General features: G+C 67.4%; 21 protein-coding genes. 8 read left to right on the top strand and 13 right to left on the bottom strand.

All coding sequences use genetic code 11. The features are described from left to right. Window positions 1-14: 14 nt before the first annotated feature. The 9 genes from AB0M95_RS00460 to AB0M95_RS00500 form a co-directional block, all read right to left on the bottom strand. Window positions 15-2,618: a sensor histidine kinase KdpD gene (locus tag AB0M95_RS00460; RefSeq protein WP_363757729.1), complete on the bottom strand. Its 2,604-nt coding sequence runs from the start codon at window positions 2,616-2,618 to the stop codon at window positions 15-17. A 41-nt stretch (window positions 2,619-2,659) separates the two neighbouring features. Continuing rightward, on the bottom strand, window positions 2,660-3,538 hold the full coding sequence (locus tag AB0M95_RS00465; protein WP_363757731.1) for a potassium-transporting ATPase subunit C: 879 nt from the start codon (window positions 3,536-3,538) through the stop codon (window positions 2,660-2,662). Next, window positions 3,538-5,685, bottom strand: coding sequence for a potassium-transporting ATPase subunit KdpB (kdpB, locus tag AB0M95_RS00470; RefSeq protein ID WP_363757733.1), 2,148 nt, complete (start codon window positions 5,683-5,685; stop codon window positions 3,538-3,540). Before kdpB ends, AB0M95_RS00465 begins: the two co-directional genes overlap by 1 nt. Continuing rightward, complete coding sequence (gene kdpA / locus AB0M95_RS00475; RefSeq protein WP_363757735.1) at window positions 5,685-7,346, bottom strand: potassium-transporting ATPase subunit KdpA; 1,662 nt, start codon at window positions 7,344-7,346, stop codon at window positions 5,685-5,687. The genes kdpB and kdpA overlap by 1 nt, the downstream gene beginning before the upstream one ends. Then, window positions 7,346-7,435 carry a K(+)-transporting ATPase subunit F gene (gene kdpF, locus AB0M95_RS00480; protein ID WP_358519976.1) on the bottom strand — a complete coding sequence of 30 codons (90 nt, stop codon included), beginning with the start codon at window positions 7,433-7,435 and terminating at the stop codon, window positions 7,346-7,348. The genes kdpA and kdpF overlap by 1 nt, the downstream gene beginning before the upstream one ends. Window positions 7,436-8,401: 966 nt before the next feature. Beyond that, a complete protein-coding gene (locus AB0M95_RS00485; RefSeq protein ID WP_363758395.1) occupies window positions 8,402-10,141 on the bottom strand; it encodes an ABC-three component system protein in 1,740 nt (579 codons plus the stop codon). Continuing rightward, window positions 10,131-10,391, bottom strand: a complete 261-nt coding sequence (locus AB0M95_RS00490) for an ABC-three component system middle component 6 (protein WP_358519985.1) — start codon at window positions 10,389-10,391, stop codon at window positions 10,131-10,133. The genes AB0M95_RS00485 and AB0M95_RS00490 overlap by 11 nt, the downstream gene beginning before the upstream one ends. Continuing rightward, window positions 10,388-11,326, bottom strand: a complete 939-nt coding sequence (locus tag AB0M95_RS00495) for an ABC-three component system protein (RefSeq protein WP_363757738.1) — start codon at window positions 11,324-11,326, stop codon at window positions 10,388-10,390. Before AB0M95_RS00495 ends, AB0M95_RS00490 begins: the two co-directional genes overlap by 4 nt. A 352-nt stretch (window positions 11,327-11,678) precedes the next feature. After that, entirely contained in the window at window positions 11,679-12,575 is an 897-nt protein-coding gene (locus tag AB0M95_RS00500) for a LysR family transcriptional regulator (protein ID WP_363757740.1), read from the bottom strand. A 289-nt stretch (window positions 12,576-12,864) separates the two neighbouring features. On the opposite strand from AB0M95_RS00500, the gene AB0M95_RS00505 reads away from it, so the two are divergent. Continuing rightward, window positions 12,865-13,728, top strand: coding sequence for an SDR family oxidoreductase (locus tag AB0M95_RS00505; RefSeq protein WP_363757742.1), 864 nt, complete (start codon window positions 12,865-12,867; stop codon window positions 13,726-13,728). Between the two features lie 28 nt (window positions 13,729-13,756). Here AB0M95_RS00505 and AB0M95_RS00510 read toward each other — a convergent pair whose 3' ends face one another. Together AB0M95_RS00510 and AB0M95_RS00515 are read right to left on the bottom strand one after the other, a co-directional pair. Then, complete coding sequence (locus tag AB0M95_RS00510; RefSeq protein WP_363757744.1) at window positions 13,757-14,218, bottom strand: PPOX class F420-dependent oxidoreductase; 462 nt, start codon at window positions 14,216-14,218, stop codon at window positions 13,757-13,759. 147 nt (window positions 14,219-14,365) lie between these two features. Then, complete coding sequence (locus AB0M95_RS00515) at window positions 14,366-15,688, bottom strand: XRE family transcriptional regulator (protein ID WP_363757746.1); 1,323 nt, start codon at window positions 15,686-15,688, stop codon at window positions 14,366-14,368. A 240-nt stretch (window positions 15,689-15,928) separates the two neighbouring features. Here AB0M95_RS00515 and AB0M95_RS00520 point away from each other — a divergent pair, with 240 nt between their 5' ends. The 6 genes from AB0M95_RS00520 (at window position 15,929) to AB0M95_RS00545 (ending at window position 19,084) form a co-directional block, all read left to right on the top strand. Beyond that, on the top strand, window positions 15,929-16,348 hold the full coding sequence (locus tag AB0M95_RS00520; protein WP_363757748.1) for a hypothetical protein: 420 nt from the start codon (window positions 15,929-15,931) through the stop codon (window positions 16,346-16,348). Next, window positions 16,345-16,635 (top strand): hypothetical protein, encoded by a 291-nt coding sequence (locus tag AB0M95_RS00525; RefSeq protein ID WP_358520005.1) that lies wholly within the window; start codon window positions 16,345-16,347, stop codon window positions 16,633-16,635. Before AB0M95_RS00520 ends, AB0M95_RS00525 begins: the two co-directional genes overlap by 4 nt. 418 nt (window positions 16,636-17,053) lie before the next feature. Then, window positions 17,054-17,347 (top strand): hypothetical protein, encoded by a 294-nt coding sequence (locus AB0M95_RS00530; protein ID WP_363757750.1) that lies wholly within the window; start codon window positions 17,054-17,056, stop codon window positions 17,345-17,347. A gap of 47 nt (window positions 17,348-17,394) precedes the next feature. Then, window positions 17,395-17,802, top strand: coding sequence for a hypothetical protein (locus tag AB0M95_RS00535; protein WP_363757752.1), 408 nt, complete (start codon window positions 17,395-17,397; stop codon window positions 17,800-17,802). 318 nt (window positions 17,803-18,120) lie between these two features. Then, complete coding sequence (locus AB0M95_RS00540; RefSeq protein WP_363757754.1) at window positions 18,121-18,339, top strand: hypothetical protein; 219 nt, start codon at window positions 18,121-18,123, stop codon at window positions 18,337-18,339. Between the two features lie 154 nt (window positions 18,340-18,493). After that, window positions 18,494-19,084: a hemerythrin domain-containing protein gene (locus tag AB0M95_RS00545; protein ID WP_363757756.1), complete on the top strand. Its 591-nt coding sequence runs from the start codon at window positions 18,494-18,496 to the stop codon at window positions 19,082-19,084. Between the two features lie 104 nt (window positions 19,085-19,188). Here the strand turns inward: AB0M95_RS00545 and AB0M95_RS00550 are convergent, their stop codons facing one another. Both AB0M95_RS00550 and AB0M95_RS00555 read right to left on the bottom strand, forming a co-directional pair. Next, the gene (locus AB0M95_RS00550) at window positions 19,189-19,692 is read right to left on the bottom strand and encodes a hypothetical protein (RefSeq protein ID WP_363757758.1); all 504 of its coding nucleotides are present in this window, start codon (window positions 19,690-19,692) and stop codon (window positions 19,189-19,191) included. Window positions 19,693-19,710: 18 nt separating this feature from the next. Then, a complete protein-coding gene (locus AB0M95_RS00555) occupies window positions 19,711-20,043 on the bottom strand; it encodes a hypothetical protein (RefSeq protein WP_363757760.1) in 333 nt (110 codons plus the stop codon). Between the two features lie 283 nt (window positions 20,044-20,326). On the opposite strand from AB0M95_RS00555, the gene AB0M95_RS00560 reads away from it, so the two are divergent. Then, window positions 20,327-20,557: a DUF2277 domain-containing protein gene (locus AB0M95_RS00560; RefSeq protein WP_363757762.1), complete on the top strand. Its 231-nt coding sequence runs from the start codon at window positions 20,327-20,329 to the stop codon at window positions 20,555-20,557. Window positions 20,558-20,613: the final 56 nt, after the last annotated feature.

A 20,613-nucleotide genomic window follows, 5' to 3' on the forward strand; every position in this document is an offset into this window, starting at 1 on the left:
GTGACATAGCGTGTTCACAGGTGACTATTCGCATTGTCTCCTGTCGCGTCGCCGGTAAACGCGGGTTCCTCCACCGGTAGCGCGCCGGGCCGGGCCGCGATCGGCAGCGTGATCACCATGGTCAGCCCGCCGCCGGGCGTCTCCTCGGGGACGAGGGTGCCGCCCATCGCCTCCGCCAGGCCCCGTGACAGCGCGAGACCGAGCCCCACGCCGGTGTGGTTGTCGCGGTCGCCCATGCGCTGGAAGGGCATGAAGACCCGGTCGTGGTCCTCCGGCGGGATGCCCGGCCCCCGGTCGATGACCCGGATCTCCACGTATCCACTGTGCCGGCTCGCCGTGACCAGCACCTTGTCCTCCGGTTCGCTGTGGCGGACGGCGTTGCTCATCACGTTGACGAGGATGCGCTCCAGCAGCGCCGGGTCGGCGTCCACCTCGGGCAGGCCGGGCGTGATGTCGCTCTCGACGCGGTCCCGGATCGGGCCGAGGTCGTCGATCGAGCGCGGGACGATCTCGTCCACGGCGGTCGGCTCGGGGGTGAGGCCGAGCACGCCCGCCTGGAGGCGGCTCATGTCGAGCAGGTTGGCGACCAGGCGGTCGAGCTTGACGAGCGATTCGTCGGCGGTGGCGAGCAGTTCGCCGCGGTCCTCCTCGCTCCAGGTGATGTCGGTGCTGCGCAGGCTCTCGACGGCGGCCTTGGCCGAGGCCAGCGGGGTACGCAGGTCGTGGCTGACGGCGGCGAGCAGGGCGGTGCGCATCTTGTCGGCCTCTGCCAGGGGTTTTGCCTGCTCGGCCTCGGCGCGCAGGCGTTCCTGGCGCAGCGCGATGGCGGCCTCGGCGGCGAAGGCCTCCAGGACCCGGCGGTCGGAGGCGTCCAGCAGCCGTCCTCGCACGGCCAGCACGAGGTCGTCGCCGATGGTCACGTCGGTGTCGGCGCCGGCCGGGGACGTGCAGGGCGCGGCACCGGACATGGCGGCGATGCGCCAGGCCTCGGGCTCGGTGTGGTCGTCCGGGCTGGGCTCGCCGGTGCGTTCCAGCAGGGTCACCGAGGACAGGCCGAAGGTCTCGCGCAGCCGGGCCAGCAGGGACGGCAGCGCCGCCTCGCCGCGCAGCACGTGCCCGGCCAGGGTGGACAGCACCTCGGCGTCGGCGCCCGCGCGGGCGGCCTCCCGGGTCCTGCGCGCCGCCACGTCCACGACCGCGCTGACCATCATGGCCACCAGGACGTACACGCCGAGCGCCAGCAGGTTCTCCGGCTCGGAGATCGTGAACCGGCCGACCGGAGGGGTGAAGTAGAAGTTGAGCAGCAGGAACCCGGCCACGGCCGCGGTGACGGCGGGCCACATGCCCCCCACCAGGGCCACGCCGACCACCGTCAGCAGGAACAGCAGGATCTCGGTCGGCAGCGCCAGCTCGCCCCGGTACGGGAGCAGCGCCGCCGTGAGCACGGGCAGGATGAGCACGGCCATCGCCCACCCCGCGATCCGGCGGGTGCGGGTGAGCGGGGCCCGCGAGCGCCGCCGCCACGTCCCCTTGCTCACCTCCGGGTGGGTGACCATGTGGACGTCGATCGCGCCCGACAGGATGGTGGTGGTCACCCCGACGCCGCGCGAGAACAGCCCCGCGAACCGGCCGCGCCGCGAGGCACCGAGGACGAGCTGGGTGGCGTTCACGCCGCGCGCGAAGTCGAGCAGCGCGTGCGGGACGTCCTCGCCGACGACCTGGTGGTAGGTGCCGCCGAGGCTCTCGACCAGCGTGCGCTGCCGCGACAGGTTCGCCGGGTCGGCGCCGCGCAGCCCGTCCGAACGGGTGATGTGGACGGCCAGCAGGTCGGCGCCCTTGGTGCGGGCGGCGATCCTGGCCGCGCGCCGGACCAGCGTGTCACCCTCCGGCCCGCCGGTCAGCGCCACGACCACCCGCTCGCGAGCCTCCCAGGTGCCCGAGATGCCGTGCGCGGCGCGGTAGAGGTCGAGCTGCTCGTCCACCTTGCCCGCCACCCACAGCAGCGCCAGCTCGCGCAGCGCGGTCAGGTTGCCGACGCGGAAGTAGTTCGACAGCGCCGCGTCGATCTTCTCCGGCGGGTAGATGTTGCCGTGGGCCATACGCCGGCGCAGCGCCTCGGGCGCCATGTCCACGATCTCCACCTGCCCGGCCCGCCGGACGACCTCGTCGGGGACGGTCTCGCGCTGCGGCACGCCGGTGATCTCGTGGACGACGTCGTTGAGCGACTCCAGGTGCTGGATGTTGACCGTCGAGATCACATCGATCCCCGCGTCCAGGATCTCCTCGATGTCCTGCCAGCGCTTGACGTTGCGCGAGCCGGGCACGTTGGTGTGCGCCAGCTCGTCGATCAGCGCCAGCTTGGGAGCCCGCGCGATGACGGCATCGGTGTCCAGCTCGGTGAAGGTCGTCCCCCGGTAGACCATGGTCTTGCGGGGGACGACCTCCAGGTCGTCCAGCAGGGCGGCGGTACGGGGCCGCCCGTGGGTCTCCACGAACCCGGCCACCACGTCCGTCCCGCGCGCCAGGCGCCGGTGCCCCTCGCCGAGCATCGCGAACGTCTTGCCCACGCCAGGGGCGGCGCCCAGGTAGATCCGCAACCGGCCGCGGGCCGCGTTCATCGCCCTGTCCTTTCGCTGATGGTTTTACCTGTTCAGTGTCCTTACGGCGTGAGCCGGTCCAAAGCCAGGTTGAGTTCCAGGACGTTCACCGCCGGCTCGCCCATGAAACCGAGCGCGCGGCCGGTGGTGTTCCGCTTGATCAGCGTCATCACCTGGTCCCTGGTGAGGCCGCGTTCCTTGGCGACCCGGGCGGCCTGCAGGTCGGCGTAGGCGACCGAGATGTGCGGGTCCAGGCCGGAGCCGCCGGCGGTGACCGCGTCGGCGGGCACCACGGCCCGGCCCGTCCCCCGGATCGGGACCGTGCGCCCGGCCGCGTAGTCCTCCCCGGGTTTGCCGCATTCCACCTTCACCCCCTGGTAGGAGGCGACGAAGGGGGCAGCCGGGCAGGCCTGGTTGACGCTGACCGCCCGCGTGGGCGTCCCGACGGCGGGGAAGACCTTCAGCACCGCACCCACCCCGTCGGGCGTGCAGTACGGCCGTGCGCCGCTGACGCCCTCCAGCTCGCCCACGGCCTTGCTGCGGGAGCAGACCTGGGTGAGCAGGCTCTGCCGGCCGGTGTCCGGTTCGCCCTTGTCGTTCTTGGCGCCGGGAACCGGCAGGGTGTCCACGATGTCCTCCGGGCCCAGGTTGCTCGCCCCGCTGGAGGTGGGGTCGTACCCGGCGCCGGCCGCGGACGGACGGCTCTGGAAGTACTTCTTGACCGGATTGCCCTCCGTGTCGGTGAACAGCTGGCCGACGAGGGCGCTGCCGGTGTCCTTGCCGTCCTTCTGGACGATCGAGCCGTTGGCGTGGCCGTTGAACACGGCCTGGGCGATGCCGGTGACCATCAGCGGGTAGATCGCTCCGGTGAGCAGGGTCAGGGCGAGCAGTGCGCGCAGCGCGGCGAGGTGCTGGCGGATCCAGCCAGGCAGGCGTTCCATTACGACATCCCCGGAAGGAGGTGGATGATCAGATCGATGGCCTTGATCCCGATGAACGGGACGATGATGCCGCCCAGCCCGTACAGGTACAGGTTGCGGCTGAGCAGCTTGGACGCGGTCGAGGGCCGGTAGCGGACGCCGCGCAGCGCCAGCGGGATCAGCGCCACGATGATGATCGCGTTGAAGACGACCGCCGACAGGATCGCCGACTGCGGGCTGGCCAGGCGCATCACGTTCAGCGCGTCCAGGCCCGGGTAGACGGCGGCGAACATCGCCGGGATGATCGCGAAGTACTTGGCGATGTCGTTGGCGATGGAGAACGTCGTCAGCGCGCCCCGGGTGATCAGCAACTGCTTGCCGATCTCCACGATCTCGATGAGCTTGGTCGGGTTGGAGTCCAGGTCGACCATGTTCCCGGCCTCCTTGGCGGCCGAGGTGCCGGTGTTCATCGCCACCCCCACATCCGCCTGCGCCAGCGCCGGGGCGTCGTTGGTGCCGTCCCCGGTCATCGCGACCAGCCGGCCGCCCGCCTGCTCCCGGCGGATCAACGCCAGCTTGTCCTCCGGGGTGGCCTCGGCCAGGAAGTCGTCCACTCCCGCCTCCTCGGCGATGGCCCGCGCCGTCAGCGGATTGTCACCGGTGATCATCACCGTGCGGATGCCCATCCGGCGCATCTCGTCGAACCGCTCCCGCATGCCCTGCTTGACGACGTCCTTGAGGTGGATGACGCCCAGCACGCGGGCCTTGCCGTCCAGCACCTCGCCCACCACCAGCGGCGTGCCGCCCGAGGCCGAGATCCCGTCCACCAGATGCCCCACCTCGTCGGTGGGGTGGCCGCCGTAGTCGCGCACCCACTTCATCACCGCGGTCGCCGCGCCCTTGCGCACCTGCCTGCCCGCCAGGTTCACCCCCGACATGCGGGTCTGGGCGGTGAACGCGATCCACTCGGCGTGCGCCAGCTCACCCGGCTCGCGTTCCCGCAGACCGTAGGCCTGCTTGGCGAACACCACGATCGAACGCCCCTCCGGGGTCTCGTCCGCCAGGCTCGCGAGTTGCGCCGCGGCGGCCAGATCGTCCGCCGTGACCCCCGCCGCCGGGGAGAAGTCGGACGCCTGCCGGTTGCCCAGGGTGATCGTGCCGGTCTTGTCCAGCAGCAGCGTGCCCACGTCCCCGGCCGCCTCGACCGCGCGGCCGCTCATCGCCAGCACGTTGCGCTGCACCAGCCGGTCCATCCCGGCGATGCCGATCGCCGACAGCAGCGCGCCGATGGTGGTGGGGATCAGGCAGACCAGCAGCGAGACCAGCACGATGCCGGTGACGCCGTCGGCGGTGAGGGCCACCGAGTCGGGGATGCCCGGGTTCTGCGCCTTGGAGAAGATCGCCAGCGGCTGCATGGTGGCCGTGGCCACCAGGAAGATGATCGTTAGAGCGGCCAGCAGGATGTTCAGCGCGATCTCGTTCGGCGTCTTCTGCCGGTTCGCGCCCTCCACCAGCGCGATCATCCGGTCGATGAAACTCTCCCCCGGCCTTTGGGTGATCTTGACGACGATCCGGTCCGACAGCACCCGGGTGCCGCCCGTCACCGCCGACCGGTCACCGCCGGACTCGCGGATCACCGGCGCCGACTCGCCCGTGATGGCCGACTCGTCCACGCTGGCGATGCCCTCGACCACGTCCCCGTCCCCGGGGATGATCCCGCCGGCCTCGACCACGACTATGTCGCCCTGCCTGAGCTCGGGGGCGCCCACGGACTCCTCGACGACCCTGGTCTTGCCGGGGCTCCAGCCGGTGAGCCGGCGGGCCATCGTGTCGCGCTTGGCCGCGCGCAGGGTGGCGGCCTGCGCCTTGCCCCGGCCCTCGGCCACCGCCTCGGCCAGGTTGGCGAACACCACCGTCAGCCAGAGCCAGACGACGATCGCCCAGGCGAACACCGACGGGCCGACGATCGCCAGCGCGGTGGTGAACGCCGCGCCGATCTCGACGATGAACATGACCGGGTTACGCCACAGCGTGGCGGGGTTGAGCTTGCGCAGCGCGTCCGGCAGGGACCTGACCAACTGCTTGGGATCGAGCAGGCCACCTCCGACCTTGCCGTTCCTGTGCGGCACGGAGGGTCGGCCCGGCGTGTGGACGATTGGGGTGGCCATTACCGGATTCCTTCTGCGAGCGGCCCGAGCGCCAGGGCGGGGAGGAAGGTCAGCGCGACCAGGATGACCGTCACACCGACGACCATCCCGACGAACTGCGGCCGATGCGTGGGCAGCGTGCCCGCCGACGCCGGCACCGGCGCCTGCCTGGCCAGCGAACCCGCCAGCCCGAGCACGAACACCATCGGCAGGAACCGCCCGAACGCCATGCACAAGCCCAGCGCGGTGTCGTACCAGGGGGTGTTGACGGTCAGGCCCGCGAACGCCGAGCCGTTGTTGTTCGAGGCGCTGGTGAAGGCGTACAGCACCTCCGACAGGCCGTGCGGGCCGCTGTTCAGCATGCTCGCGCGCTCGGCCGGCGAGCCCATCGCCAGGGCCGTGCCGATCAGCACCAGCACCGGCGTGGTCAGGAAGTACAGCGAGGCCAGCTTGATCTCGCGCGAACCGATCTTCTTGCCGAGATACTCCGGCGTGCGGCCGACCATCAGGCCCGCGACGAACACCGTGACCACCGCCAGCACCAGCATGCCGTACAGGCCCGCGCCCACCCCGCCGGGCGCGACCTCGCCCAGCATCATGTTCGCCATGGTGATCATGCCGCCCAGCGCGGTGAAGGAGTCGTGGAAGGAGTTCACCGCCCCGGTCGAGGTCAGCGTCGTGGCCGCCGCGAAGGTGCCGGAGTTCGGCACGCCGAAACGGACCTCCTTGCCCTCCATCGCCGCCCCCACCGCCTGCGGGACGGTCCCATGGTGGGCGACCTCCAGCCCGGTCAGCACGGAGACACTGACCAGCGCCAGAATGCCCATGATCGCCACGATGGCGTAGCCCTGCCGCTTGTCGCCCACCATCCGGCCGAACGTGCGCGGCAACGCGAACGGCAGCACCAGGATCGCGAAGATCTCGATCCAGTTCGTCCAGCTCGCCGCGTTCTCGAACGGATGGGCGGAGTTGGCGTTGTAGAAGCCACCGCCGTTGTTACCCAGCTCCTTGATGATCTCCTGGCTCGCCACCGGGCCGCCCGTGATGGCCTGCTTCGCCCCGGTCAGCGTGGTGATCGTGTGCGGCTCGGCGAAGTTCTGGATCAAGCCTCCGGCCACCAGCACGACCGCGCCGATGAACGCGATCGGCAGCAGGACGCGGACCGTGCCACGGATCAGGTCCACCCAGAAGTTGCCCAGCTCCTCGGTGTTCCTGCGGGCGAACCCGCGCACCAGCGCCATCGCCACCGACATGCCGACGGCCGCCGACACGAAGTTCTGCACCGCCAGGCCCGCCATCTGCACCAGGTGGCCCATGGTGGACTCACCCGAGTACGACTGCCAGTTGGTGTTGGTGACGAAACTGACCGCCGTGTTCCAGGCCACGTGGCCGGTCACGCCTGGGAATCCGAGGCTCAGGAACAGCTTGTCCTGCAGCCGCTGGAACGCGTACAGGAACAGGATCGACACAGCCGAGAACGCCAGCACCGAGCGGGCGTACACACTCCACCGCTGCTCGGCCTCCGGGTGGACACCGACCAGCCGGTAGAGCACACGCTCCACGGCCAGGTGCCGCGTCCCGGTGTAGACGCGGTACATGTAGTCGCCCAGCGGCCGGTGCGTGACGGCCAGAGCGACGATCAGGGACCCGATGAACAGGATCCCCGCGCCGGTCGACGACATCAGAAGCGCTCCGGGAACAGCAGGGCAGCGACCATGAAGATCACGAGGCCGGCGGCGATCACCAGCCCCGCGGCGTTGACAGCGCTCACAGGCGCTCCACCGCCTTGACGACGAGCCCGAGGACCACGAAGATCGCGATCGTCAGGGCAACGAAGATGACGTCGGCCATCCCCACTCCTCGATTTCCGGACTTACAAGCACTTGGCTGTCCACCTCGGACAGTCTCAAAGCCAGGAAATAGCCGGATTCACGAGTTTTTGCTCCCCTTGACGCACTCCCTACGCCCACGTGCGAACTTTTGACGCAATCTTTACACCCCACCCCGCCAACCCTTGGAGATCACCCCTGCAGCCCCCACCCCCTGGCCCAACTCCGAGGTGCTGCTGCTGAAGGTGGTGGGCCTGGCGCCGGCCGTCGCGGGGATCGCCCAGCAGCGCCCACCACGATGCCCTCACCCAACACCCCCCACCACGATCTCTCGCCGGCCCCCGCCCTCCCGTGCAACCACGTTGTCCTAAGTCGACACCCCTCCCAAGCACCACGATCCTTCTCACCAGCACCGTCCCACCCCCTCCCGTCCACCACGGTTCTCCCCAAATGGCGCCGACGCGGCGGGAAGCGGTACGGCGAAGCCGGCGCCGCCATACAGCGGGTCACCCGCCGAACGTTCACGGAAAAGCGGATATGAGAACCAACCGCTTGGTCGGCTAACTTTCCACGCTGGTCGCCATGTGCAGGGTGCCCACCGGCTTCGACTCCGGGGAGCGTGATTGCGCCCCTGCGCACACAGGCCGGCTACCCACCTGTTCGCGGTTGTCACATACTAAAGGGAAAGTTGGTTACCGGACCGCGGAAATGGCGTCGCCGCAGGTCAGGGTGCCGAAATTGTCCAGTGACATAGTTTCCCATTAGTAGGCCTTGTACTAAAGGGAAACGTGGTTACTGGACCACGGAAATGGCATCGCCGCAGGTCAGGGCTTCGAAATTGTCCAGTAGCATAGTTTCTCATTAGTAAGAGCCCTGAAGGGCACGCGAGTAGCGACTAAGGCCGCTCATTAGAAGCGAAAGCCGAAGAGCCCGCCGTACGGCTGGTCGGTCAGGTGTGGCTCAATGATGTAAGGATCCGCGACGAATCCGACTGAAATCGCCTTCTGCAGGTCGTCGAAATTCATGGTGACGATGTACTGCATACCCTCGGCCTCGGAGACTTCAGCCGCGAGTTGAAGGGCGCGGGCGACCTGCCGCTCATCCACACCGTCATAAAGATGGCTGTCATGGATGAGGAAATCGGGACCTCGTCCAGATCTGTGAGCGATTACCGAAGCGGTGAGATCGAAGCAGAAGATGACCATGTTATGGATCCCTCTGCTACCATCGTCTTCGATCTTCGGCTCGATCCGCATTCGCTGCTTGGTCGGGCTGAAAGCAAGATAGGGGTTCTTGCCATCCCCGTACAATCGTCGAGCATACCGATTGAAAAGCGCATTCGCCTCACGGGTGACAGCATCCCGATCTTCGAGATCTACTATCATCTCCTGTTCCAGTTCCAACCGCTGCGCATCGATATCACGCCGACTCGCCTCTAATGCCTGCGCCGCCTGGAATCGATGTCTGAGTGACTCCAGATGTGCTTGTTCACGAGCTAGAGCATATTGAAGGGAGGTAAGTGCATCCAGCGCACCACCGGAATTCAGGGTCCGCAGCAGCACAGCTTGCCTTTCGCCCAACTCCTGGCGCCTCCTGCCGCGCTCCGAGAGAAGTTCTCGGAGGCGAGCGACTTCTTCACTGAGTTGCTTCTCGCGATTCCGCACAACTGTCTGGTGAAACGCGCGTACCTCGTCAAATCGCCGCCGCACTTCCCTGCCAAGAATCATATTCAACTGCTTGTAGGCCGCCTCCATGTAGCGATCATCGGGTTCAGCCACGTCCTCCATCGCGCGCTCCAGGTCCTGGAGATTGCGACGCTCGATGGCTTCCGACGCTCTAAGGGCCCTGATCTGCTGATCGATACGGTCGGCTTCACGGCGAATGTTCTCGTATTCGGGAACCACTTGAAAGTCGGCGATCTGCCGCTCGAGCTCGGTCAGACGCTGCTCTACAGCGCCGATCTCTCCACGGAGCTCTGCGGAGCGACCAACAATCTTGCCCCAAACCGGATCTTTGGCGGCTTCGACGAGCTTCTTCCTGGTCGACTCCTGATTCGAGAGAAGTCGATACCTCGCAGCCAGGCCGACATCAAGGCCGAACAGATGACAGAGATTGACCATCGCGTCATGGGGAGACTGCTGCGCGAAAGTTCTCGTAGGTTCTAGAAACCCACCGGAACCAACACGTCGAACCGTGAACGACATCAGCGTTCTTCCGCTTGTTTCGGCGTTCTCGGCGGACGAGCCATATAGATCACGCTCGATCAGCCACTGCCACTCTTTCGGCGATATCTCGGCAGTCTGCTCAAAGAGGCTTTGCGGCGCCCTTTTGGTGACATCCGGATAAATCGATATCCTATTTGGGCGACCGGCGGCACGCGTGACCGTTAGCACCTCTCGCAGCCCGGGCCAATCCAACTCAAGCGTGAATGCGTGACGACCAAGACTCTCGTTCGCCCAGAGAGCCTTGTTGCCCCCTTGGGCACCGAAAAGAAAATGAATGAGTTCGATTACACTTGACTTGCCCGAGCCATTGCGACTATCGGTGTCGGTGGATATGTCTGTACGTTCCGCCACCAATATATTGAGGCCTGGGCCAAAATGTACCGATTGGAACATCTCATCGTTGGACGTCAGGCTATGCAGCATCGTCACGTGCCCGGAAGATCAGTACATCCTGTTCTAGCTCAACCAAGCCCATGGCGTACAGCAGATCCAACGACAGGGCGAACCATGAGAACGTCAGCGGCGAGTGATGATTGTTACTTTCGCGCCATGCCAGGAGGCGCCGCCATGCCTGGCTGATGGTCACAGGCTGACGCTCGGTAGCGAGCACGACCTGAGCACCAACAGCGAGAAGTGCCCGCTGCGGCGCGACGCCCTTGGTAGGAACGATCACGTGGCCACCCCCAACTCAGTCGCAGGAACCCAGCCATCCGGCGGCACCTTGAAGATCTCACACTCTCCGAAAAAGTACATCAGGACGACCAGCGCATTGAGCTCCATAGGTGACACTTGCTTAGCGTTGCCGAGGATGTGGCGCTCAAGATGCCAAAGAATTTCATCAGCCACGTCGCTCGTCTGAGCTATCAACTCGTAGTGAGCGCGGAAGCCCGCCGCCACCTCGTCACGCTCATTCGGGTCAAGCCGACCACGGTAGTACTCCTCTACATGGTTGACATACGGCAGGGCAAGACGCATGCGGTGCCGTACGTCCCAGGAGAACCCGTTGTAGTCCATCTTCGTCAGGGGTGGCCTGGGGATGGGAGGCAAGTCTTCAAGCGGGCGACGGTACTCGGCCAAGTGATCCAAGAGTGGCACCAAATCGTCCAAGACGACGCTGACAGCAACCGGGGCTGCGGGGAAAGGGCCCAGGAAGTCCTCTACCTGCCATCTCTCCATCCTGCAGAACTGGGTGTAGAAGTGAGTCCGCCCGAAGTTCTCGAAGGATAACTGCGGATGGTCGTTGCGCGCGGTGGCCAGCAACGAAGCTAACTCTGGATGGATCCCTCGACGATCGTTATGGACGAAGACAAAGGTACCGAACTCGCCCCTGCGCTTCTTTAGCGCGTTAGCAAGATCACTTTCGAACTTGCCAGCGAGCTTGGCGGGAGTCACTGTCTGCGGCGCATAGCAGGCGTACAGCTTGCCACCAGACAGTAGAAGACCGTCCGCTCCTTGATCTCCGCGACGACCGGCGGTCCGCACGTTCAGGAAGCTTGGTTCCAAAGTACACATAACCCTGTGGAAGAACTCCTCGAAACCTTCCCCATGAAGCTCGTCGAGCTTCGCATTGAGCATGCACCTGATCGACGCGCGCTCCCAGATCTCCACGCACTCCTCCACAGGCAATCACGCCGGGCGTCCTTTAGGGCCTCAAAGAGGGTACGCCTACATGGGGTCGGGCGATGCTCGATTATGTCCATTCGCCCTCGGCGTCCACTACGTTTCGACCCTGTATGCACCTTTGAGGAGAGAAAATCCTCTGGCTCGTCAGTTCGCCTTACCGATCTAGCGTCATCGCTCGAACTGTCCCCAATCGCTAAATCAGAACGGGCGGCGCAAGGCGCACACTCGAGTCAGCAGCCGACCAGAAAGGTCCTCTTGAAGGAACCCCGGACGAAACCTGCCGCTCCGGGGTTCTTGTTTCGGTATTCGACGATGGGCAGGTCAGTACACCACCGCCTCAAGCCGGCGGCTGCTCCGCGGCGGTGTTCGCGGCTTGTGCGGATGTCGTGGCCGCGCGCACCAAGGCGGCGATGGCGGGGGAACGGGACTCCTTGGGCCAGGCGATGGCGAGGCGCGCCGACGGCGCGCCGGGCACCGGCCGGTAGGCGATGCCCGGCCGAGGGTAGTGGGACGCCACGGACGCGGGCAGCAGCGTGATCAGCTCGCCGAGTTCGACGCGCTTGAGGAGCTGGGTCAGGTCCTGGAGGCGGTGCTCGTGGGCGATCGTATCTAGGTACTTGTAGAACGTCTCGGGACGGCCGGCCTCGACTCCCGGCAGGTCCAGCTCCCCGAGCGTTACCGCCGGCTGGGGCGCCAAGGGATGCGCGGCGGGAAGAGCCACCACACAGGGGTCCACAGTGATCGTTTCGTGGTCCAGGCCGGTCGTGTCGAACGGCTCGTAGAGGAGGGCGGCATCGGCTTCGCCCCGGCGGACGAGCCGCGCCTGTTCGCGCCAGCCGCTGAGCCTGACGTGGACGGGCGGCGCCTTCGTGCTCGATGCGTACAAGGCGTACCTGGACAGGATGGCTTCCAGCAGCCCGGCGTCATTGTCCGTCTTGACGGTGAGCACCAACCGAGGGTCGGCAGTGCGTTGTGCTCGGCGTACGGCCGCCTCCAACGCGTCCAGAGCGACCCTCGCCCCTTTGAGGAGCACCTCGCCTGCCGGGGTCAGCGCGACCGCGTGGGTGGTGCGGTGGAAGAGGGAGACGCCTAGCTCCGCCTCCAGCTTGCGAATCGCCCGGGACAGGGGCGGCGTGGCGATGTGGAGCCGCTCGGCGGCGCGCGTGAAGTTGAGCTCCTCGGCCACGGCGACGAAGTAGCGCAGGAGGCGAGAGTCCACAGCGGAGGCGTCCATTACCTTCAGGGTAACGACTGCGACTGACCTGGTCATTCCGTTTCATCGGGACGGGCCACAGGATGAATCCGTGCCCCACTTCCGGGTCTCGTGAAGCCCCGTCTCGACGGCCCGGGAGATGGGGATCGCGGCATACCAGGCCTGTTGTCCGCTGCCCTGGCACGTGCCCACAGCGCGTTCAGGCCGCCCACCCAACGCATTCGGCCGGGCGGAGCGCAGGGGTCACCGCCCGTTCTGGGAGCACGTCCGCGTGTCATTTCCCCCTGCACCACTCACAAGGAGAAACTGCGTGATCGTCATTACCGGAGCCACGGGCCTGCTGGGCCGGGAGATCGTCGAGGAACTGCTCACCCGCCACCCCGCCGATCACATCGGCGTCAGCGTCAGGGACCCGAACAAGGCGGATGACCTCGGGAAACGGGGAGTCCGGGTACGTCAGGCGGACTACAGCGACCCCGCGAGCCTGGTGCATTCCTTCGAGGGCGCGACCCAGGTGCTGATCGTGTCGGCCAATTCCATCGGGGAGGAAAAGGTCCGCGGTCACCGCAACGCCATCGAGGCCGCCCGCGAGGCCGGGGCGCGACGCGTGCTCTACACCAGCCACATGGGGGCCAACCCGTCGTCCCCCTTCCCACCGATGCCCGACCACGCCGCCACCGAGGCCATTCTGCGCGAGTCTGGTATGGCGTACACCTCCTTGCGCAACGGCTTTTACGCGTCCTCCGGGATCATGCACCTGCGGGCGGCTCTCACGACGGGTGAGGTCGCCGCGCCTCAGGACGGCCCGGTCTCGTGGACCGCGCACGCCGACCTGGCCGAGGCGGCCGCGATCATCCTCACCGATGAGGGGCGCTTCGACGGCCCCACGCCGGCGCTGACCGCTTCCGAGGCCCTCGACCTCGACGACATGGTGTCCATCACCTCGCAGATCCTCGGACGCCCCATCCGCCGGGTCACCATCAGCGACGACGAGTACCGTGCGAGCCTGACGTCCCACAGCTGGCCCGGAGCGGCCGACATGCTTATGGGTCTCTTCACGGCGAGCCGCAACAAAGAGTTCGCCGCGACCGACCCGACCCTCCCTGCGCTGCTGGGCCGTCCGACCACACCGTTCCGTACAGTCATCGAGAGCTCTCTCAGCGCCCAGAACTAAGCCCGACCCGCGTGCGACCTGCCTGACGTCAGACTGTCACGGCTATGCCGATCAGGGGACGGCGGCGTCGGCGCAGCGTGTCGAGCAGGTCCGCCAGGCGGACCGGGAAGTACCTGCGGGCCATCAGGTCGTGCACGTGGGCCGTGCCCGCCTCGTCCAGGATCCGCGCGGTGGCCTCGGCGGTCGGCGCCCCCTCGGCGATGCGGCCCCGGCCGTCGCAGGGGGCGACCAGTACGCGGCCGCCGTTGCGGATCCGCTTGACCTTTCCGCTGTCCGGCCTGGTCAGGACCAGCAGCTCCCCACCGTCCACCACGAACCACACCGGGGTCGCGACGCTCCGCCCGTCCCGGCGGAACGTGGTAAGGCTGACGTTCCGGCCCTGGCCGATCTGCTCGATGACGGTCATGGCGCCAGTCTGCACGAGCCACCACGCCGCGTACTCTCTCGTGCGACCCAAGCCCTCGTGCTGCGTGAGCTCTTCACGCTTCACGAGCCCTCGTCCGTCGAAGGTGACCGGGCGGTTTCCGGCCACCTTCATGCGGCGTTCGTCGGGACGTGGTTCGCGAATGTCTATATTGTCCGGCTTAGCGAGTGACCGCTCTTCACGCGGATCGCGGAAGCCCTCGCAGGTCCGATGTCACGCCGTCAGCGCGCGCAGTTCGTGGGCGGCGGGCAGGTTGCGGGCTTTCTCCGGCAAGGCGGTGAGGATTTGGCCCGCCATATGACGTCGTGCCACGCTCGCCGGTCTTGCCTGAACGGTTGCGAGGGCCTGCTGCAGACCTTCCCCTACTTCTCGCCGACGCACAAGGTCCAGAGCTTGCAGCATGTGCAACTCGGAGACGTGTTCTGGACTGACCGGGTCGAATGCCGCTTCCATCGCTGAAGTAGCACGACCGTCGCCGAGCAACACGTACACATAAGCCTGAGCCCAGTAGACGCTCCTTTCCGACCCGGCGCGATTCGTCGCGTCCGAGAGAGCGTTAAGTGCGGCATATGCATCCTGGGCACCCATTTCGCCCCTTCGCGCGGCGAGGGACGCACGTACCGCACAAGCACGTGCGAGTCCCCTGGAGGGGTGGCCGTTCGCGAGGCTGATCGCTTCGTCGGTCAGCGCAAGGGTGACGGAATCGGGCCGGCCACTCCATCGGGCCATGCTGGCCTCCTTGGCCCGCACCCACACCATCAGGTCCCGATCGCCACTGGCATCAGCTGCACGGCGGGTAGTACTCCAGGTGACACGGGCCGCTCGCCGCTCACCGATGTCCTCCAATTGCGAGGCCAAAATCCACCCCAGGCCAGCGCTGACACGCAGCAGTCCCGCCTGCACCAGCGGCGGATTTCCTCTGTTCATCAACCGCCCGACAGCGACCACGTCCGCCGTCAGATCCGCAATCAGTGAACCGACCGGCCGTTTGTCGGCCAAGTGGTTGTACTCGTCGACGACGGACTCCCAGGTGTCCACATCCGCGTGGTCCCTGAGAGCGTCTTCGACCCCGGACAGGACCGTTTCCATGACCCCGACGGGGATGATCCCCCCGGCGCTTATCGCGGCGAGAAGCTGTATCGCTGCACGACGTTGCATGTCACTCATGTCCACACATGTAGGGAGACTTATGTCCAGGCTACGCACGCCCTCGGGGAGCCGGTGAGTCTCGCGCGAGGGATAACCCGGATACGTATCCTCCCCTGGCGTATCCGGGTTATCCGGGTTATCCGCGAAGAGGGCCGCCTCGGGGATCGCGAAGATCTCGGCGAACAATCTTGGATAAGGCTCGCTAGGGCGGTGTTTTCCGGCCTCCCAAGAACGGATCATTCGCACCAAAGACTCGCGCGTCGGCAGGTGGGTCCGGGTACGGGCGTCGGCGGCCTCGGACAATCCGCGGGCCATGTCGAGGAGGGACCAGTCACGCGATTGCCGCTGGTCACGGAGCCGGACGGCCCAGGTGGGGAGCTCGTTCATGTTCGCGCACCTCACACGGATGCAGGGGATATCCCAACCCATCCGAAGTTATCCTCTGTCGCAACCACGTTACGCAGCGTTCGATAGATCCACCCCCTGAAATGACGGGCCCGCGCGCCGGATGCCGCCGGACGGGCCCTTGATCACATCGGAGCTGCGACCATGCCCCATGCCGCGACTCTCGGTAGTCGACCAGTTGCACGTTTGATACATATGCGGCACCCCGCCGATGCTCCGCCGATGCCACTCGGGTGCCGGTGGTGCGGGCATCCGCCGTACGCTCATGACGCCGCGAGCCTGCCGCATCGGCGTCACCACGAGTGGGAGCAGCCGACGGCGGCCCAGATGCGTGCCCGGCTGGACGCGCGGCGTCGGCTCGGCCTGTGCGACTCGCTTCCCTCGGCGGCGCCCGTACGCCCGAGGATGGTCCCTCCGTCCGCCGACCCGTATTCCGGAAGGCACGCACGACCCGTCCCCGTCGCCGCCTCCCACGGTCAGGACCCGCCGCCGGCCGTCCGGCGTGAGTCGTACCGCCCCCAGACGTACCGGCCCCGACCGTACGCGCGGGAGCCGTACCAGCAGCGGGAGCCGTACGCGCGTGGGCCGAACCAGCAGGAGGCGTACCGGCGGGATGGGTACGGCCGTGGGGTGGCGGCGTGAGCCGGGAGCCCGGGCGGCATCGGGTCGGCACGCCGCCCGTCCAGGTGGACTCACGGCGCTGGGACCTGGCGAAACGTGCGGCGGCCCACCAGCTCGACCAGATGGAGCCCGCGTGGTGCATCTCGTACGGTGTGGGCAGCCGACGTTTCCTCGCCATCGCGGCCTGGCGCAGCCCGGAACCCCTGCGCGTCGAGGCGACGTCCGTGGAGGAGTTGCGCGAGTTGATGCGCGAGGCCGAACTCGGCGCGATGGTAAAGGTCGGCGGCCCGTGGGCGTGGGTCGCATGACCGGCACAGAGAGAGAACTGCCCGAGCCCGTCGAGCATGAGGTGGGCGATCCGTACGGGTTTGGGCCGTCCGCGGGTATCTCGGTCGGTGGCTACTTTCCCAGCGGCAGTGTGCCCCCGGTGCCGGCGCCAGCGGAGGGCGCGGGTCGTACGGCTGACGGCGGCCGGTTGTTCGCGGTGGCGATGGTCCTTATGTCCTGGATAGAGCACGCAGTGCCATGGTCGTCCGCCGTACCTGGTGCCCTGGCTTCCACGGCCTGTGACACCCGGGCGCGGGTGGTCGACATTTCCGGATCACGCGTCATCTGGATGCCCGGCGTACTGATGTGCCGTGACTGCGCCGCCGTGGTCGCCGACAGCCGCAGAGAGGATGGCCGGCGAAGCGAGGGCGGCGGCCAGCGGAGAGAGGACGGTGGGCGGTGACGGCGCTGAAGGCGACAGACGGCACCGCCGGGCACGGTCCGCACGTCGCCGATGCCGGACCCGACAGCGAGGCGATCGACTGGCTGTCCGCTTACCGGACCGAGGCCCGGCGCAGGGTGCTGCGCTGGACGTGCGAGTGCCGCCCGGTCGTGTACTACCTGGTCACCGCCGCCGGCCGGGGCTACGTCGAACGCACCGGCCTCGGTGAGACGAGGGTCCAGACCTCCCGATTGCGGTACGTGGAGGTAGCGGACCTGTGGGAGCGCATCCTGCTGGGCCAGGCCCGGTGATGGCCAGGCGTCGAGACACCGGCTGGCACACGGAGTTCCTGCGCCTGGTGAAGGACGGGCTGTGTTTCAGGGCGGCGGTGCGAAAGCTAGGGGTGAGTCCCGCGACCCTGAACCAGCACTTCCGCGCCGACGAAGCCTTTCACGAAGAGGCGACGCGCGTACGGGCCCGCGGACTGCATGGGCCCGCTCCGGACACCAGTTGGCACCCCAGATTGCCACCGCTCCTGGCCGCCGGGCTGTCCATCCCCAAAGCCGCCGAACAGCTCGGCAAAAACCCGATCACGGTCAGAAACCATCTGGGCCGCTTCCCCAACCTGCACGCCGCCGTCGACGAGTCCCTTCGGCAAGCGGGAGCCCGTCCCGTGCAAGGTCGCGAGCTTGCGTTCATCGGGTTGCTGAAGGCGGAGCCCGATCTCGCGACGCGGGTTGAGGAGATTCTCCGGTTCGAAGGATGACCACAGGGCCGAGCAGGCGGGTTCCCTACCAGAGCCGTGATCCCTACATCTTCCAGAATGCGGCGGCCGTGTCTATGGCCGCGCCCCCGGCACGGCGGTTCGGGGCGCCGGCAATCGTCCCCCCTCGTCCGGATCACGATCACGCTAACACCGGGCTCCACGGCGTGGTTCTTCCCGCGTGCGCACCCTGGCCCTCCTCACTACTGCCTCTTTGCCGTCTCTTATCAGGACATATCCCTGCTTCCCGGCCCGGCGGGGAAGGTTTCCATTGCCCGGCACTCCCGCCGGGACGGGAACATCAGTGGGGGATCCATGGCAGTGACGGCGGATTTGGCCAAACTCCTCGACAAGGAGTACGAGGACAAGACCCTCCCGGAGATCGTCAAGGCGCCCGTATCGGCGCTGGCCGGGGTCAGTGACGGCGATGCCAAGCTCCTCAAGGAAGCGTTCAAGATCAACACGGTCGGGGACCTCGGCAGGAACAAATACTTCCGCACCGCCGTGGCGCTCACCGACCTCGCGGACAGCACCAAGTAGGCCGCACCAAATAGACCGGGGCGCCCACCATCGTGCCGGGTGACGGCCGGCGGCCACCGGACCAGCGGCGGCTGCCGGCCGTTCCACCATGACACCGGCCGCGCCAGGACACCGGCCGTTCCATCACGACAGCAGTGAACTACGGGGGGATCTCATGGCAGAGGGCAAGACGATTCCTGAATTGATGGACGAGAACGACGTCGTCGCGCTGCTCGTCCACCAGCACGAGATGATCAAGGGCCTGCTCGACGAGGTGGAGCGGGCGACCGGCGGCGCGCGGGCGGAGTCCTTCGAGCGGCTCGTCCGCCTGGTCGCCGTGCACGAGACGGCCGAGGAGGAGATCGTCCATCCGTACGCCCGGCGGACGATCGACGACGGGGACGCCATCGTGGAGGCACGCCTGCGCGAGGAGAAAGAGACCAAGCAGCTTCTCACGATCATGGAGGAGAAGGGCACCGACGACGCCTCCTTCCCCGACAATCTGAAGAAGCTGCGCACGTCCGTGATCGAGCACGCGGACAACGAGGAGCGCTACGAGTTCGCCGAACTGGTCAGGAAGACCAGCGACAGCGAGCGCCGGACCATGGCGCTCGGCGTCAAGGCGGCCGAGTCCCTCGCCCCGACGCATCCGCATCCCGGGAGGGAGTCGGCGACGAAGAACATCGTCATGGGGACGCCGGCCGCGATCATGGACCGGGCCCGGGACGTCATCCGGAAGGCGATGGGGAAGAGAGAGGGCCGCTGAGCGGTTTTGTGCGCGGCCCCGGAGGGGTCGCGCACACGCTTCCGGATCGCCGTAAACAGGGAAAGTCGTGAATACTACGGCCGCGCCCTCATTAGGACGGCCCCCTATCGCCCCCGCACGCGAGGCGACCGCCGCTCCCCGGCCATCATCTGGAACGCGTACACGGTCACCAACCCGTACGTCACGTGAGGGACTAGGTCCGACAGCCACCCCCCGGTCCCCCAGGTACGCGGGTCCGTGAGCCCGAGCAGCGTCATCGGCGCGTCGGCCGCCGCCGTCGCCACCAGGCCGAGCCCCACACCCGCCACCGGCGCCGGAACCCGCTGAACGATGCCCCCGAGCAGCCCGTACACCACCCCGAGGCCGACCCCCACCAGGATGCCGAGCAGCGCGCCCGCGCCCTCCTCGCGGCTGCGTGCGCGCTCGTCCTCGCCGAAGTCGACGCCCACCAGCCCGGCGAGCTTCCGCGTGGTCTGCGCGGGCAGGCCGCTGGAGGGCCGTCCCCGGACGATCTGGTCCAGGTAGGTGACCATGTAGAGCGCGGTCGTCCCCGCCGCGCCGCACAGGGCCCCCGCCGCGACGAGCCGGCGGACGGACGATCCGCTCATGGGCCGCACCGGCCCTTCCTAGACGGCCTCGGCCGCCTGACCGATGCCCTTGAGCGAGCGGAACAGGTTCTGCTCGGCGAGGGCGTGCCCGAAGCCGATGATCAGGGCCAGCCGCCAGTCGATGAGCCGGAACGCCACCAGCGCCGCGAGGGCCGCGTAGTACGTGAGCCTCTCGATCGACGGGATCGACACCACTGTGCCGATGAAGGGCAGCCTGAACTCGTACATGATGCCCACGGGAAGGCGGTGGTGCCGACGGGTGGGGGCGGCGCCGGAGGGGGTACGCCGGGTCGTGGCCGCCGTCCTGGCACGCGTCTGGCGGGGTGGGGCGGCGGTCGTCGTCTGCGCCATGGCGAGCCTCCTGAGTCTGGACGATTAGGACATCCCCCTGCCGACATGTCCGGTAACCCCGGTTGACCTGGACTTTCCTCCTTCCGGATTCCGGTGGTATGTTCCCGGACGCGGTCCGCATGCACCGCGCGCGGCTGCCCTGAGCCTGGGCCGCCCACCCGAACCCGGCCACCCTGAGCCCAGACCGCACGCCCGAATCCAGCCACCTTGAACCCATGCCGCCCGCCCGAACTCGCCTGGCCTGAACCGCGGCAACCGCCTCGGATGACGTACGGTCCATTGCATGTGCCGAAGCATCAAAACCCTGCGTGAGCCCTACACCAGCGACGTCACCGACGAGGACGTGCGGGCCGCGGCCCTGCAGTACGTCCGCAAGATCTCGGGGTTCCGCGCCCCGTCCACCCGCAACGCCGAGGCGTTCGACCGCGCCGTCGAGACGATCGCGGTGGCGACGCAGGCCCTGCTGGACGACCTGCACCTCAGGCCCGTGGCCCGGGACGGGGTGACGTCCTGAATGATCACACCGCAATTTCCCATTTGATCCACATATTTCGCAGCATCGGGTTATAG

This window comes from Sphaerisporangium sp. NPDC051017 (assembly GCF_040683095.1).
Taxonomy (GTDB): domain Bacteria; phylum Actinomycetota; class Actinomycetes; order Streptosporangiales; family Streptosporangiaceae; genus Sphaerisporangium.